The organism is Wenzhouxiangella sp. XN79A, assembly GCF_012272825.1.
Classification (GTDB): Bacteria; Pseudomonadota; Gammaproteobacteria; order Xanthomonadales; family Wenzhouxiangellaceae.
The window spans coordinates 11,601-26,161 of the sequence record NZ_JAAWWS010000166.1; the positions used below are offsets into that span (position 1 = coordinate 11,601).

At 69.3% G+C, this 14,561-nt stretch carries 11 protein-coding genes; 3 read left to right on the forward strand and 8 right to left on the reverse strand.

Annotated features, from left to right (window positions below):
• Nucleotides 1–1,232 precede the first annotated feature (1,232 nt).
• The 4 genes from purT to HFP89_RS14240 form a co-directional block, all read right to left on the reverse strand.
• A complete protein-coding gene (purT, locus tag HFP89_RS14220) occupies nt 1,233–2,444 on the reverse strand; it encodes a formate-dependent phosphoribosylglycinamide formyltransferase (protein WP_168718339.1) in 1,212 nt (403 codons plus the stop codon).
• 65 nt (nt 2,445–2,509) lie between these two features.
• A complete protein-coding gene (locus HFP89_RS14225; RefSeq protein WP_168718340.1) occupies nt 2,510–3,304 on the reverse strand; it encodes an EcsC family protein in 795 nt (264 codons plus the stop codon).
• Nucleotides 3,305–3,410: 106 nt separating this feature from the next.
• Nucleotides 3,411–4,526: an AI-2E family transporter gene (locus HFP89_RS14230; RefSeq protein WP_168718341.1), complete on the reverse strand. Its 1,116-nt coding sequence runs from the start codon at nt 4,524–4,526 to the stop codon at nt 3,411–3,413.
• 640 nt (nt 4,527–5,166) lie between these two features.
• Entirely contained in the window at nt 5,167–6,261 is a 1,095-nt protein-coding gene (locus HFP89_RS14240; RefSeq protein WP_168718342.1) for an ionic transporter y4hA, read from the reverse strand.
• A gap of 235 nt (nt 6,262–6,496) precedes the next feature.
• Here HFP89_RS14240 and HFP89_RS14245 point away from each other — a divergent pair, with 235 nt between their 5' ends.
• Entirely contained in the window at nt 6,497–6,868 is a 372-nt protein-coding gene (locus HFP89_RS14245; RefSeq protein WP_168718343.1) for a hypothetical protein, read from the forward strand.
• A gap of 24 nt (nt 6,869–6,892) precedes the next feature.
• A complete protein-coding gene (locus HFP89_RS14250; protein ID WP_168718344.1) occupies nt 6,893–7,381 on the forward strand; it encodes a DUF6644 family protein in 489 nt (162 codons plus the stop codon).
• Between the two features lie 9 nt (nt 7,382–7,390).
• Here HFP89_RS14250 and HFP89_RS14255 read toward each other — a convergent pair whose 3' ends face one another.
• From HFP89_RS14255 to HFP89_RS14265, 3 genes are all read right to left on the reverse strand, one after another.
• Nucleotides 7,391–7,879 carry a DUF1566 domain-containing protein gene (locus HFP89_RS14255; RefSeq protein WP_168718345.1) on the reverse strand — a complete coding sequence of 163 codons (489 nt, stop codon included), beginning with the start codon at nt 7,877–7,879 and terminating at the stop codon, nt 7,391–7,393.
• A 171-nt stretch (nt 7,880–8,050) separates the two neighbouring features.
• Nucleotides 8,051–8,245, reverse strand: coding sequence for a hypothetical protein (locus tag HFP89_RS14260; protein WP_168718346.1), 195 nt, complete (start codon nt 8,243–8,245; stop codon nt 8,051–8,053).
• A 64-nt stretch (nt 8,246–8,309) separates the two neighbouring features.
• A complete protein-coding gene (locus HFP89_RS14265) occupies nt 8,310–10,565 on the reverse strand; it encodes a hypothetical protein (RefSeq protein ID WP_168718347.1) in 2,256 nt (751 codons plus the stop codon).
• A gap of 196 nt (nt 10,566–10,761) precedes the next feature.
• Between HFP89_RS14265 and HFP89_RS14270 the strand changes: the two genes are divergently transcribed.
• A complete protein-coding gene (locus HFP89_RS14270) occupies nt 10,762–12,603 on the forward strand; it encodes a formylglycine-generating enzyme family protein (protein ID WP_168718348.1) in 1,842 nt (613 codons plus the stop codon).
• An 86-nt stretch (nt 12,604–12,689) separates the two neighbouring features.
• On the opposite strand, the gene HFP89_RS14275 is transcribed toward HFP89_RS14270, so the two are convergent.
• On the reverse strand, nt 12,690–13,898 hold the full coding sequence (locus tag HFP89_RS14275) for a GGDEF domain-containing protein (protein WP_168718349.1): 1,209 nt from the start codon (nt 13,896–13,898) through the stop codon (nt 12,690–12,692).
• Nucleotides 13,899–14,561 lie beyond the last annotated feature (663 nt).

Sequence of the window (14,561 nt, forward strand, 5' to 3'; positions counted from 1 at the left end):
CGGAGCCGGAACCCGGGACCTCGTGACGCGATTGCCCGTCGGAACCGGGGCGCGAGTTGTCTCAACCTCGTCATTCCGGGGCCGGCGGAGCCGGAGCCCGGAATCTCGTGACGCGATTGCCCGTCGGAACCCTGGCGCCAGCCCAGGGAGATCCCGGGTTCGCCTTCGGCGCCCCGGGATGACGAGAAATAAAAAAGCGGCGCGCCGAACTGACGAGGAAGCCAAAAGCGCCGCCCCGGGAGGACGAGGGATGGACAGGCGCCGCCCACCAGGAAGCCAAAAGCGCCGCCCCGGGAGGACGAGGGATGGACAGGCGCCGCCCACCGAAAAGCGCCGCCCCGGGAGGACGAGGGATGGACAGGCGCCGCCCACCCGGGGCCGGCGGAGCCGGAACCCGGGACCTCGCGACGCGATTGCCCGTCGGAACCCTGGCGCCAGCCCAGGGAGATCCCGGGTTCGCCTTCGGCGCCCCGGGATGACGAGAAATAAAAAAGCGGCGCCCGGGGAGGACGAGAAATAAAAAAGCGGCGCGCCGAACTGACGAGGAAGCCAAAATCGCCGCCCCGGGATGACGAGAAATAAAAAAGCGGCGCGCGGGGAGGACGAGAAATAAAAAAGCGGCGCGCCGAACTGACGAGCAAGCCAAAAGCGCCGCCCCGGGAGGACGAGGGATAGACAGGCGCCGCCCACCGACAGCTCGTCGTCCCGGGGCCGGCGGAGCCGGAACCCGGGACCTCGTGACGCGATTGCCCGTCGGAACCGGGGCGCGAGTTGTCTCAACCTCGTCATTCCGGGGCCGGCGGAGCCGGAACCCGGAATCTCGTGACGCGATTGCCCGTCGGAACCCTGGCGCCAGCCCAGGGAGATCCCGGGTTCGCCTTCGGCGCCCCGGGAGGACGAGAAATAAAAAAGCGGCGCGCCGGGAGGACGAGAAATAAAAAAGCGGCGCGCCGAACTGACGAGGAAGCCAAAATCGCCGCCCCGGGATGACGAGAAAATAAAAAAGCGGCGCGCGGGGAGGACGAGAAATAGAAAAGCGGCGCCCCGAACTGACGAGGAATGGAAAAGCGGCGCGCCGGGAGGACGGGAAAAAAACGGCGCCCGGGGAGGACGAGGGATGGGAAAGCGGCGCCCGGGGATCACGAAGGGACGTCACGCCAGGATCACTGCCTGTTCATTGCTGTGGATGGAACGTCCACGCACGACCCCGTCGGCGCCCTGCCCGGGACGGTCTACACGACCACTCGAACCGAATTCGCCACTTGCCTGGCCCGCTCCACTGCCTCTTCGACCGTCTCGCCGCGCGCCAGCGCCACGCCCATGCGGCGCTGGCCCCTGACTTCGGGCTTGCCGAACAGTTTCAGGTCGGTCTGCGGTTCGGCCAGGGCTTCGGCGAGGTTGCCGAACCGGACCCGGCTGGATTCGCCCTCGACCAGCAGCGCGCACGAGGCCGACGGGCCGTGGAAGGCGATGTCCGCGCCGGTCGTGCCGATCGGCAGGCCGAGCAGCGCACGGGCGTGCAGCGCGAACTGCGACAGCGGCTGCGAGATCAGGGTGACCATGCCGGTGTCGTGCGGGCGCGGCGAGACTTCACTGAACCAGACCTCATCGCCCTTGACGAACAGCTCGACGCCGAACAGGCCGCGCCCACCCAGCGCCCCGGTGATCGTCAGGGCGATCTCACGGGATTTCGCCAGTGCGGCATCGCTCATCGGCTGCGGCTGCCACGATTCGCGATAGTCGCCGTCTTCCTGGCGGTGGCCGACCGGTGCGCAGAACGAGGTGCCGCCGGCGTGGCGTACGGTCAGCAGCGTGATCTCGTAGTCGAAGTCCACCAGCGATTCGACGATGACCCGGCCCTTGCCGGCCCGGCCACCCTCCTGGGCGTAGCTCCAGGCCCGTTCCAGCCCGGCCTCGTCGCGGACCAGCGACTGGCCCTTGCCCGACGAGCTCATGATCGGCTTGACGATGCACGGGAAGCCGATCTCGCGCGCGGCGGCCACGAAGGCCTCCCACTCGTCGGCAAAGCGATAGTCCGAGGTCGGCAGGCCCAGCTCTTCGGCGGCCAGCCGGCGGATGCCTTCACGATTCATGGTCAGCTGCGCGGCGCGCGCGGTCGGCACGACCTTGAAGCCTTCGGCTTCGAGCTCGACCAGCGCGTCGGTGGCGATCGCTTCGATTTCCGGCACGATCAAGGCGGGGTTCTCGTTCCGCGCGATGGCCTTCAGGGCCTCGCCGTCGAGCATCGAGATCACGTGGCTGCGGTCGGCCACCTGCATGGCCGGCGCGTGCTCGTAGCGGTCGAGCACGATGACTTCGCAGCCCAACCGCTTCAGTTCGATGACGACTTCCTTGCCGAGCTCGCCGCCGCCGCACAGCATGACGCGGGTGGCGGTGTCGGAAAACGGGGTGCCGAGGGTCGGGGACGACGGGATGGTGGGCATGGCGGGGTCCAGGGTTCGAGGCCGGGCGGACAAGCATACTCACTCGACCGGACTTCGTGCCTCGTTCAGGGCGTCGGGTGCTCGTCGATGGCCCGGTAGGCCTCCTGCACGACCGACGGGCCGTAGATCCGTTCGAGCCGGCGAACGACGAAATGGCCGTGCGCCATGTCCTGGAAATGGTCGAGGAACAGCACGTTGATGATCGCGCCGCCGGCCGCACCGACCGCCGGCAGGGCCTGGGCGGCGGCCTTCTGGGTGACCGGGATGCTGAACCGGGTGGCGATCCGGGCGATCAGGCGGACCAACGCCGGCGCGGCCTGGTTGACGGTGCCGGCCGTGGCCGCGTAGCGCACGGCGTCGGACACCGCCTTGGCCAGGGCCGCGCGGACGGCGAAGTAGCCCGACTCCGCGGCGTTGTCGGACTCGGTGCGGCCGCCGAGCGCGAACACTTCCATGCAGGCCAGCTGCGACTCCGGCCGAGCCAGGTCCTCGCCCTGGCTGCGCGCCACGTCGGCGATCGAGCGCAGCATGATCGAGGTGGAAATCGGCAGCTCGACGGCCAGCGCCGGCAGCCCGAAGGCGCCGCCGAGCGCGCCGGAGAGCGCACCGCCGGCCTTGTGCAGCCGGTTCGACGGCGGTGCCGGCTTGGCGGCCAGGGTGGACAGCGCCACCCGCAGCGCGGCCCGCAGCGCGGCATCGGAAATCGACACGATCTGGTCGCGCGCCCCGGCCGGCAGGTACTTCATGCCGGACTCGATCGGCGAGGCCAGCGCGTCGGTCAGCCGGGCGGTGATGCTCGGGTCCTCGAGCAGCAACCGGGCCTGCTTCAGTTCGTCCAGGTGGGTGGTGGTCAGGGTCATCGGCGATTCGGGCTCCCGGATCCAGACAGAACGGGCCGGTTGAAACCGGACGGACCGGCTCCCGCGCCCTCGCGGCCGTGATCAACAGCGGCCTTGCACGGCCCGCCTACCGGCGCGCTACCAGCCCCTTGAGTTTCCGGAGCCATCGGCCGGTGCGGCCGCTGGTTCCCTTCTGCGTCTCCGAGATATCGCTGCTGATCAGCATCCCCAATGGTCTGAGCTGTTCGAATTCGTTGCAGACCACTTTCAGCATGGCCGCGAAGGGCAGGAACAGGATCATACCTGCGATGCCCCAGACCGAAGCACCGATGATCAGGCTCAGGATCGCGGCAAGCGCATTGACGTTCACGCTGCTGCCGACGATCCTGGGATTCAGGAAATTGCCTTCCAGGGTCTGGACCGCCCAGAACAGGCCGATCACGGCCAGCAGCACGAACAGCGAATCATGCGTCATGAAGGCGTACACGACGACGATGGTCGCCCCCAGCAGCGTGCCCACGAACGGAATGATCGACAGGGACGCGGCCAGAAACCCGAAGAAGAACGGATTTTCGATGCCGATGATCCACAGGCCGACGCTGTTGAGAATGCCGAGGATCAGAATGAGCATCGTGATGCCGAAAAGATACTTCTGGCCGACCTGCTGAACGTTCTGGAGCATGCGCAGCACATTGCTTCGGTTTTCTTCTGCAGCGAAGCTCATCAATGCCCGGATCAGTCCGACCCGGTAGATGAGGAACAGGAACACGAAGATGACGGTGGTCACCAGGCCGCCGAAGAATGCCGCGGTGTTGCTGAAGGTGTTCGTGACCAACGCACCGGCCGAACCCTGGAGCCATTCCTGGAACTGCGCAAGCAGCGTGTCCCGGCTGATGTCATCGACGAAACTGACGTGCTGGTTGAGCAGGATGATGGCATCGGTGAACACGCCGGTCAGCTTGTCGCCGAAGCTCGACAGGCTCGTGGCCGATTGAATGATCTGCGCCGAGAACAGCGCGATTGCCGAGAGCACGAGGACAACAAGCCCCAGCAGCGAGAGAAATGCCGCAAGCCGGGTGTTCATGCCCCAGGATTCCAGCTTCCTGTTGACCGGCAACAGGATGAACGAGATCAGCAGGGCCATCGCGATCGGGATCAGGATGGTTTTTGCCAGCACCAGCACCGCGAAGATCGCGAACACGGTGGCAAGAGCGAAGAACATGTTCTGGAACGAAAATTTCATGGGCCTTGAATGATCGTCTGCAGTGATAAGGCGGATTGATCGGTCCGGCTCGATGTCCGAGGCTCTGCGGCGGCAAGACGAAGGGCCGGTCGTCCCGGGCCCATCGGCTCGTTGCCTGCTTGCCGCTTCCGCGCACCGGCGGTGACGTGCGGACAAGCGCGCCGGGGCTCTTCATTACAGTGTCGCAGATGCGCACACCGAGCGAGCGACAGACGGCGTGGCGCGGTGTCCGGTCGGCGGAGCCGCAGATCGTCCGCCTCATCGTGTAGCGATGACATGGACCGCGTGGATGACGCCGGGGATGAACCCGGGCAGCGTCAGGCTGACGTTGATCCAGAACGGCTTGCCGTCTCCGGCTCATCGCATGATCCGCGCAGCGGCTGGCCGGGTCTGTGCGCTGGACGACACAAGACGTCGCGCACCCGGCCGCCCTGCCCGCGAAAGAACGCTCGAGATGACCGCGCGGGGCGCCGTTCGGTCGACGAGGCGGCAGATCGGGCCGAGGCGCGGGTGCGACGGCGAGGGACCCTCGCCGCCGCTCCGCACGTATGCGACCCCGTACGAACGGGCAGGTCGCCGGCGGCGTGCGTTCGGAGAGCCCGAGACCCCCTCGCTGCTCACCGGGGGGCTGCCCGAAGGTTCAGGGCATCGCGGCAATCGTCAGGAACGCGCCGAAAACGACCAGGTGCAGTGCACCCTGCAGGATGGTGGTGCGGCCCATCGCCAGCGAAAGCGTTGCCACGAACAGCGACAGCAGCAGCAGCACGATATGCTCGGCTTCCAGCCCGAGCGTCAGTGGCTGGTCCAGTGCGATCGACAACAGGGCGACCGCGGGGATCGTCAGACAGATGCTGGCCAGGGCCGAGCCGAGCGCCAGATTGAGGCTGGTCTGGAGACGGTTTGCGCCAGCAGCGCGCACCGCCGAAAGGCCCTCGGGCAGCAGGACCGTCATTGCGATCACCACCCCGACGAGGGCGGCCGGCAGGCCCGCGCTGGCGACCCCGTGTTCGATGGTCGGCGCCAGGGACTCGGCCAGGACCACCACGGCCAGCAGTGCAATCGGAAGCAGGACCAGCGCGGCGACCAGCGCCGATCGTCCGGGACGGGCGTCCCCGGCCTCCTCGAGTCGGGGCTCGCTGAAGTCGCCGCGATGCCTGACCATCTGCACGAACAGGAACACCAGGTACAGCGCGAAGGAAACGATGGCCACGAACAGCAACTGCGGCGTGGCATAGACCGGCCCCGGAACGGCCACGGTGTAGTTGGGCAGAACCAGGGCGAGAACGGCGACCGTGGCCAGAACGGCCAGCGAACCGACCGCACCCCGGGCAACGAATTCCTGTTCGCGGAAGCGCAGCCCACCGACCAGGAGGCACAGCCCGACGATGCCGTTGAGCGCGATCATGATGGCCGCGAAGACCGTGTCGCGGGCAATTTCACTGGTGCCTGGCGGCGCCTTGAGCAGCACCGATACGATCAGTGCGACTTCGATGATGGTCACGGCAAACGCAAGCAGGATCGCGCCGTACGGATCGCCCAGCCGGTGCGCGATCGTCTCTGCCTGATGCACGGCGGCCAGGACAGTCCACACCAGCAGCACGACCGCAACCGGAACGAGCAGGCCAGGAAGCGGGCCGTGCAGCAGAACCGCCAGAAACAACGCGACAGCAAGCGAACCGACCGGCACCAGCGCAGACCAGAGCGGGACCGGAAACGATGAGCGAGCGGCCTTCATCGGGCGCAGTGTACCCGCATTCCTCGATCCGATCTCACGGCAGCCGGCTTGAACGAGAGATGCACGCGCACGCCGGACAAGCAGGCGCGGAGACCCGGGATGATCGAACAGCAACCGGGCCGGCGTTCGTTGCAGGCCTTCGCGGCCCGGGGGCTGCGCGAATCGACCGACAGGGACCGCTGACGGGATTTCTTGCTACGATCGGCGTTCCGTCCCGACATCTACTGGTGCGCCCATGAAACTCTCGATTCCCGCTGTTCTGCTGGCCCTGGTCCTGGCCACCCTCGCCTCGCCGGGGTCTGCACATCACGGCTGGTCCGGCAACAGCGCCGGCGATGTCGAGGTCACCGGCACGGTGGTGACCGAGGTCCGGCTGGCCGGGGCCCACGGCACGATGCAGATCGAAGATGCCGACGGTAACGTGTGGGACGTGACCCTGGCGCCCGGGCCGCGCACCCATCGCTCCGGCCTGCGCGAGGACGTGATCCCGGTCGGTGCCGAAGTGACGGTGTTCGGCGAACGCAATGCCGATCCGGCGGTTTTCGAAGCCAAGGTGCGGCGGGTGATCTGGGGCGACCAGACCTTCGACGTCTACCCGCCCGAATAACCTCGGCCTCGACCGGCCCGCAGCGTGCTCGAATTCCTCTCGTGGCTGGAAGGCTCGGCCCTGGCCGGATTCCTGCGCGGCCTGGGCATCTGGACCTACGGCCTGCTCAACCTCGGCCACATCCTGGGCATCGCCAGCCTGTTCGGCGCCGTATTGCTGCTGGACCTGCGCCTGATCGGGTCGTGGTCATCGATTCCGGCGACGCAACTGATTCGTCCCTGCGTGCCGGTGGCGGCGGCCGGCTTTCTGCTGGCCGCGCTCAGCGGCCTGATGATGGTGACCTTCAACGCCAGCGAGTACCACGGCAATCCGTTCTTCTACCTCAAGTTCCCGCTCATCGTGGCCGGGCTGATCAACGTCGCGGTCATCCAGCGGTTGACCGCCTGGCGCCGCGCCGCGCAGGGCCAGCCGCTGGTCTCGGCCGACCGCCGCGTGCTGGCCGTGTTCGGGGCGGTGTCGCTGCTGCTCTGGACGGGCGTGATCGCCTGCGGCCGCATGATCGGGTACTGGTAGACGGCCGGTTCAGCCCGGCGCGCTCGTGGCCTCGCGCACGCACAGCGCGCGGCCGTCTTCGAAGATGTGCACGGCGTAGTACGGAAAGCCACCGTCGAACATGAAGCCCCAGTGATACATGCCCGGCTCGCCGGCGATCCCGCTGCCGTCTTCGGCCGGACGATCGACCAGTGACTCGCCGCTCCACAGGCAGCAGTCGCCGATGACGAACGGGCTGCGGATGCCTTCGTCCGCCTCGGCGTCGTGCAGGGTCCGGAGCTCATCGAGGGTCGGCAGCCGCCAGTCGCTGTGGCCGGCCAGTTCGAGGGTCTCGCAATAGGCCACCGCGTCGGGCCACTTGAGGTTCCCGCCGCGGGTCGCCGTGGTCCAGGCCAGGCCGTCGATCTCCACGACCGCATCCGAGGCCGATTCGTCGGCCCGCACCGGGCCGGACCCGCCGATCGCCCCGACGGTCAGGACCAGCACGCTGATAACGAGAACGACGGGACGAACGGGCATGGTGCGCTCCGGTGAAGAATCCGACGGACTGGCCCGCAGTATAGGTTCTCGCATCGACCACGGCCAGCGGGGGTCCAGCACATGATCCTGCGGTATCCAGACCCGACACCCGCCCGGCCGCGCCCGGCCGATCGGCCGCAGCGTCTGCGCGACGGTCCCCGCCGCGGGCGATCAGCGACCTTCGAAGCCGCCGGCGAAGACCAGGTCGCTGCTGCCGCGCAAGCGCACCTCGGCCGGGCCGGCGGGGGCGTCGGAATCCAGCACCAGCCGGGCATGGCGCAGCCCCGGGGCCTGCGGTTGGAAGCGAAGGTCGATGCCGCAGAATGCGCCGCCGATCAGCTCGGCACCGTCGCAGTCGTTGGTCATGACGGTGAACCTGTCCGGCGGTGAGCCGGACCCGTGCGAAAACCACCGGCCTGCCGCTCCCTGGTCACTCGGCGATGTAGGGCTCGCCGCGCGCGTAGCGTTCGATCCGGTCGGCCATTCGCGCGATCGTGTCCTCCTGCCACGGAATCTCCTGCCGGGCTCGCTTGACGGCCAGCCGCTGCAGCGGTTCGGCCTCGTCGAAGCGGCCCGCTGCGGCCAGGCAGGCCGCCCGGGTTCCGAGATTGAACGGGTGCGGGTGCTCGACCCGCGCCAGCAGTTCGGCGATCACCTCGAGGCCGCGTGCGGCGTCGCGCGTCACCCCGCCCTCGCCGGTGCAGAGCACCCAGGCCAGGTCGTTGAACGAGTCGGGGTCGCCGGCCTCGACCCCCTGTTCGAGCAGGCGCAGTCCGGCCTCGGTTTCGCCGAGATCGAACAGGCGCAGCCCGGCATAGGCCGACCAGGCCTCGACGTCGCCCTGCTCGATCGCCCGTTCGAACCAGCCGGCGGCCGCCGATGCGCTCTGCGGCATGACGATGCCGAAGCGGCTGCGGCGGCCGAGTTCGTGGCTGGCGATGCCGATCCCGGCCTCGCTCATGTTCTTGAGCAGGCGCGTGCTGGCCGACCGATCGCGGTTGTAGGGCGGGACGTCGGTGAGCACGTCGATCGGCAGCAGGGCCAGGTCGCGGTCGCCCAGCTGGCCGAGCAGCGCGGCGATCTCGACGGCGAGCGCGTCGGCCGCCGGATCGATGTCCGGATACGCCGTGAACAGGGCGACCAGCCGCGCGGCCGACTCGGGGTCGCCCACCATCCAACCGCTGGCCAGCCACATCCTGGCCGCTTCGGGATCATCGTCGGTCTCCAGCGCGTCATGGGCCAGCAGCCGGGCGGCCGCGGCATGCCCTCCCATCGCGGCCCGGCGCAGCTCGGCGCGCGCCTGATTGCGCTGTTCGGCCGTCGACGCCTTCACCCGGCCGGCGAAGCCGGCAGCGAACTGCGCGGCCGGAAAGCCCTTGTCGGCCGAAGCGCGCAGCAGGGTCCGGGCCCGGGACGTGTCCGGGCCCAGTTGCAGGGCCCGGATCAGCAGCGCGTGCGGATGACCCTGTTCGGCGGCCCGGCGAATCCACTCGGCCCCCTCGGCGTCGTCGCCGCCGCGTCGCTGCTCGGGCAACGCCGCCCACAGCCGGAGCAGCGCCTCGGGCCGGTCGTGGCCGGCCGCCCGCTGCATCAGCGGGCGCGCCGCGGCAGGCAGCGTGGTGTCGCCGAGCGGCAGCATGGCCACCGTGTCGGTCAGGGCGCGCGCGTGGATCTCGACCAGTTCACCGACGCGGTAGTTCGCCCAGCCGGGACCGACCGCCGAAGCGGCCCGATCGATCAGCTCGACCACGCCGGGTGCGTCGGCGTCGAGTCCGGCTTCGATCACCTGCAGCGCAGCGGCCAGCAGCCAACCCTCGGCCAGCCGGGCATCCTCCAGAACCGCGACCAGCTCATCCAACCGACCGGGCGGACACTCGGCGTCGCTGAAGCCCAGGCACAACTCGGCCAGCGACACCGCCGCACCGATCACCCCGGCGTCCAGCGCCAGCTCCAGCGCGCGACGGGCAGCGGCCGGCGAGGTTTCGCCGGATTCGATGTCCATGTACAGGTAGCCGGTCATCGCCAGCGCATCGCCGGACAGGGCGTCGGCTTCGAGCCGGGAGCGGGCCAGCGTCATCCGGCCCAGTGGATAGGCGACGGCCGGATCGTCGGCGTGGACGCGGGCCAGCGCATCGAGCTGATCGAAGTAGTACAGCGCGGTCCGTCCCCCGGTATCGGCCAGGGCCGCTTCGAGCAGCAGGCCGGCGCCGTTCTCGGGCACCCGGTAGCGCAACCAGCGGATCTCCAGCCCGCGCTGGCGAGCCAGCACGGCGACGTCGCCGGCGTGCAGCACCGGGACCGGGTGCCAGACCCATCGTCCACGCTGGTCGCGCCACGCGTACTCGACCAGCGCGTCGAGCTGGGCCCGGCGCCGCGCGGCCCAGTCCGGGTCGTCGATCAGCGTGGCGCATTCGATCGCGGTGGTCAGGTCGACGAGGTCGATGCCGACCCGCTCGATGGCGTGCTCGAGCGCGCCGCGATGGCGCCGGCAGCGCTCGGCGTCGAGCTCGCCGGAGTACAGTTCCATCAAGCGGGACTCGGCTTCGGGCACCTGGTCGCCGAAGTTCGAGGCATCGATCGCATCCCAGTAGCGCTGGCCCGGGTGAGCTTGCAGGCGGGGATCCGGCGGCACGGCGCAGCCGGCAAGCGCGAGCGAAAGAACGACGACCGTGAAAGAAGTTCGCATGAAGACCGGATCCCCTGCCTGCCAGGGGTCGAGTATACGAAAGGCCTGGCTGCGACCGTCGGGCCCGGCGCGATCGGGATCCATCCGGCCCGCATCGAGCGTTCCCATGCGTGCTGGATCACAACGCGAACATTTTCATGGGTGCCGCATCACGACGTACGCGGTACCATTGAGGGCACTGTAGGGGCAGGCGCCGATGACTCCACTCGAATACTACGTCGCCGATTGGCTGCAGCGCGAAGGCCGCGTACCCGATGATGCACTGACGCGGCTTCCGCCGGAAGTGGGCGCGGAGGTCGAACGCCGCGCCGAGCTCGAGTCCGTGGCCGAACGGCTTGCCGCCGAGCGGCCCGAACTGGCCGCGAAGCGGCGGATCGTGCTCGGCATCCAGGCCCGGATCCAGGCCCGCGGCGGCCAGCTCTCGACCAGCGAACGCGAGGACCTGATTCGACGCGCGCAGCCCACGGGCTGGGGCGCGCACGACGTCGACCGATTGATCGAGGCGGCGCTGCAGCGCATCCAGGCTCCCCCTCGAAACGCAGACGCGCCGAACGACGAGCCCGCTGCCGCGGCGACCGCCGGGGCCGCTTCACCGGCCCGGTCGATCGCCGCGGGCATTCGCGCGCCGGCTCTCGTCACCGTGTTCGGCGTAGTCAGCGCACTCGGCATGGTCGTGCTGGCCGGCGGCTACTGGTTGCTGCGCGACGACGCACCGGGCCCGGCCAGCGCGTCGGCCGGCCCTGGCGGCGGCGAACCGATGCCGGCCGCACAGGTCCGCACCGCGCAGCAGCTGCTGGGACGGCTGGGCCACCCGGTTCCGGAATCGGGCCGCTTCGATGCCGCGACCCGGGCCGCGCTGGATCGCGCGCTGCCGCAGTACGCCGGCCTGCAGGAGCTCCGGCCGTGGCTGGTCGACCAGCTGCAGACCGCGCTCGATGAGCGCGATGATGCGGCCTGGACGGCCGCCCGTGAGACCGGCACCGTCGCTGCCGTGACCGATTACCTCGAGCGCTACCCCGAAGGACGCAACGTCGACGCCGCGCGTGAACGAATGGTCTCGCTGGGCGCCGCCGAGCAGCGTGCCGACCTGGTGCGTGCGCTGCAGCAGGAGCTGAACCGTCTCGGACGGCGCGTGGCCGAAACCGGGGAACTCGACCCGGCCACCCGGGCGGCCATGGTCGGCTTTCCCGGCCCGATGCCCGGACAGACCCGCGCAAGCCTGGGCGCTGCGCTCGAGGCCCTGCGTGAACTGCGCCGCTGGCCGGTGCCGGACGGCGGCAGCTTCCGTGATTGCTCGACCTGCCCGGACATGGTCGCGATTCCGGCCGGTCGCTTCGTCATGGGCAGTCCGCCCGACGAGCGCATGCGCTCGCCCACCGAGGGCCCGCAACGCGAGGTCGACGTGGCGCGCTTCGCGCTTTCGCGCACCGAAGTCACCCACGGCGAGTGGCTGGCCTGCGTCAACGACGGCGTCTGCCCGAGCCTGCCGATTCCGGAACAGGGCGACCTGCGCCGGCTGCCCGTCACGCACGTCGGCATGACCGATGCCCTGTTCTACTTCCGCTGGCTGCGCGACCGGACCGGCTTCGACTATCGACTGCCGACCGAAGCCGAATGGGAATACGCCGCCCGCGCCGGCACCACCACGCGCTATGCCACCGGCGAATGCATCACCTCCGACCAGGCCAACTTCGACGCCCGGCTGACGTCGGGCGACTGCCCGCGCGGCGACTACCGCGGGGCGGTCCTGCCGGTCGCCAGCTTCGCGCCGAACGCGTTCGGCCTGTACGACATGCACGGCAACCTGCTCGAACCGGTCCGCGACTGCTGGAACAGCGACTACCAGGGCGCGCCCGACGACGGCAGCGCCTGGGAAGCCGGCGACTGCGGCCGCTCGCCGCTGCGTGGCGGATCGTGGAACAGCTCCGACCGGGACCTGCGCTCGGCGGCCCGGATCCGGCCCAGCCCGATCGAGCGCAACCCGGAAAACGGCTTGCGGGTTGCCGTGTCGCTCGAGCCCGGGCCGGCCGCCCCCTGAGCCCGATTTCGAGCCCGCGCCCGGGCATCGGGTCAAGCGTCCCGACCTGTCCGGCGGCGCCCGGCACCGCGCCGCTCGACCCGGCCTCAGGTCACCGGCGTCCGGGCCGGCGCGAATCCGGCATTGCCGTTGACGACCACCCGGTTGCGACCGGCCTGCTTGGCGCGGTACAGGGCCTGGTCGGCGCGCTGCAGCGCGGCATCGAACGGCTCGTCGGCCGGAGTCAAGGCCAGGCCGATGCTGACGGTGACCTGGATCGGGCCGTCCGGGCCGTCCAGCGACTGCCGCGCCAGCTCGGTGCGGAGCTGTTCGGCCAGCCGCTCGGCCTCGGCGAGCCCGGCATCCGGCCGCAGGAACAGGAATTCCTCGCCGCCCATGCGGGCCACCAGGTCGGCGGGCTCGGCGTTGTGCATCAGGCCCTCGCTCAGCGTGGCAAGCAGTCGATCGCCGATGGCATGGCCATAGCGGTCGTTGACGGCCTTGAACTCATCGGCGTCGATGACCAGCAGCGCCCGGCAGGATGCCGCCGCCGGGTCGGCCGCCCGCTCGGCCAGCGCTTCGCGCAGCCCGCGCCGGTTCAACAGGCCGGTCAGCCAGTCGCGACGCGCCTGCTCGGCGTGACGCGAGGTGATCTCGGCGTACTGCAGGGCGACGAAGCCGACGGCCAGCGACAGCATGAACAGCATCGAACCGACGCTGAACAGGATGCCGTGATAGCCGGCCGGCACCCGGGCGGTGGTCGGCAGCACCCCGCCGACACTGCCGTAGGCCCAGACCATCAAAACGGCATAGGCGATCGTGATCCAGCGCAGCGCGCGGTAGATGCCCGCCATCTCGCGCCGCGGGGCGGCCGTGAGCAGGGCCTGCAGCGCCAGCAGGTAGACGACCTGCCCGCTGGCCGTGGTCAGGATCCGGAAGCGCGCATTGGGCATCCACCATTCCCAGAGCAGCAGGCTGGCCATCGAAACGCCGACGATCAGCGCCACCAGGCCGTGCCGGACCGGTCGGCCTGCGAAGCGCCAGAAACCGATCAGGATGAACGCCGAGCTCAGTCCGAAGCCAAGGTGGTTGATCACGACGGTGACCGATTCCAGCGGCAGGTAGCGGTAGGTGAACACCAGCAGTGCCAGGCCGTGTACGGCCAGGCCGGCCGCCCACCAGCGCGCGCCGGCCAGCCGCACCTGCCGGCTGCCGGTCCAGAGGATCAGGCCGGCCAGGGTCAACTGGATGATCGCCCGCGCCACCGCCAGGGTCGGAATGTCGATGTTCGGAAGGATCAGGCCGGAGAGATTCATTGCAAGCCGGCCGAATACGGCGGGACAGTCCAGCGGCGCATCCTACACCGACCCGGTGACCGAGAACCGGGTTTGCTCGCGAACCGGTCGAGCGACCGGCGCGCACGCCCGTTCGTTCAGGCCGCTCGAAGCGCCCTCGGCCTGCGCCGGAGACGGAACGCGATACCGTGGGCACCATGGCGATCAGCAGGCCGATGGCCAGCCCGATCGCGATGTACATGCGGGTCATCGGCGTGTCGATATCGTGGCAGTGGTTCCAGAGTTCGACGATCTTCCCGTTTTCGATGCGGAAGACGTTGACGATGGGAATGGCCGTCGCGCCGAACAGCACTCGGCCGATCCACGTCTCCGGCTCGAACGCCATCGTGCCGTTGTCCCAGAAGCGGTCGGCAATGTGCTTCTGCTCGATCGCCGGCTCGACCCCGCCCTTGCGATCGCCGATGTCATGGACGACGTACCGTACCCCCCCAGGTCCCGGTAGAAGTTCAGTGCGATCTGCTTGTTGGCCGCGTCCTGCGTTCGACCTTCTTCATCGACCCGGGCGTGAGCGAGATGGGGCAGGAGGATCAGTACGATCAGCGCAGCACGAGGGATCATCGACGTTCTCCAGCCAGGCCGGAATCGCGAGAAGGAATGCCGCGGGTCCGGCGAATCGCACTTCAC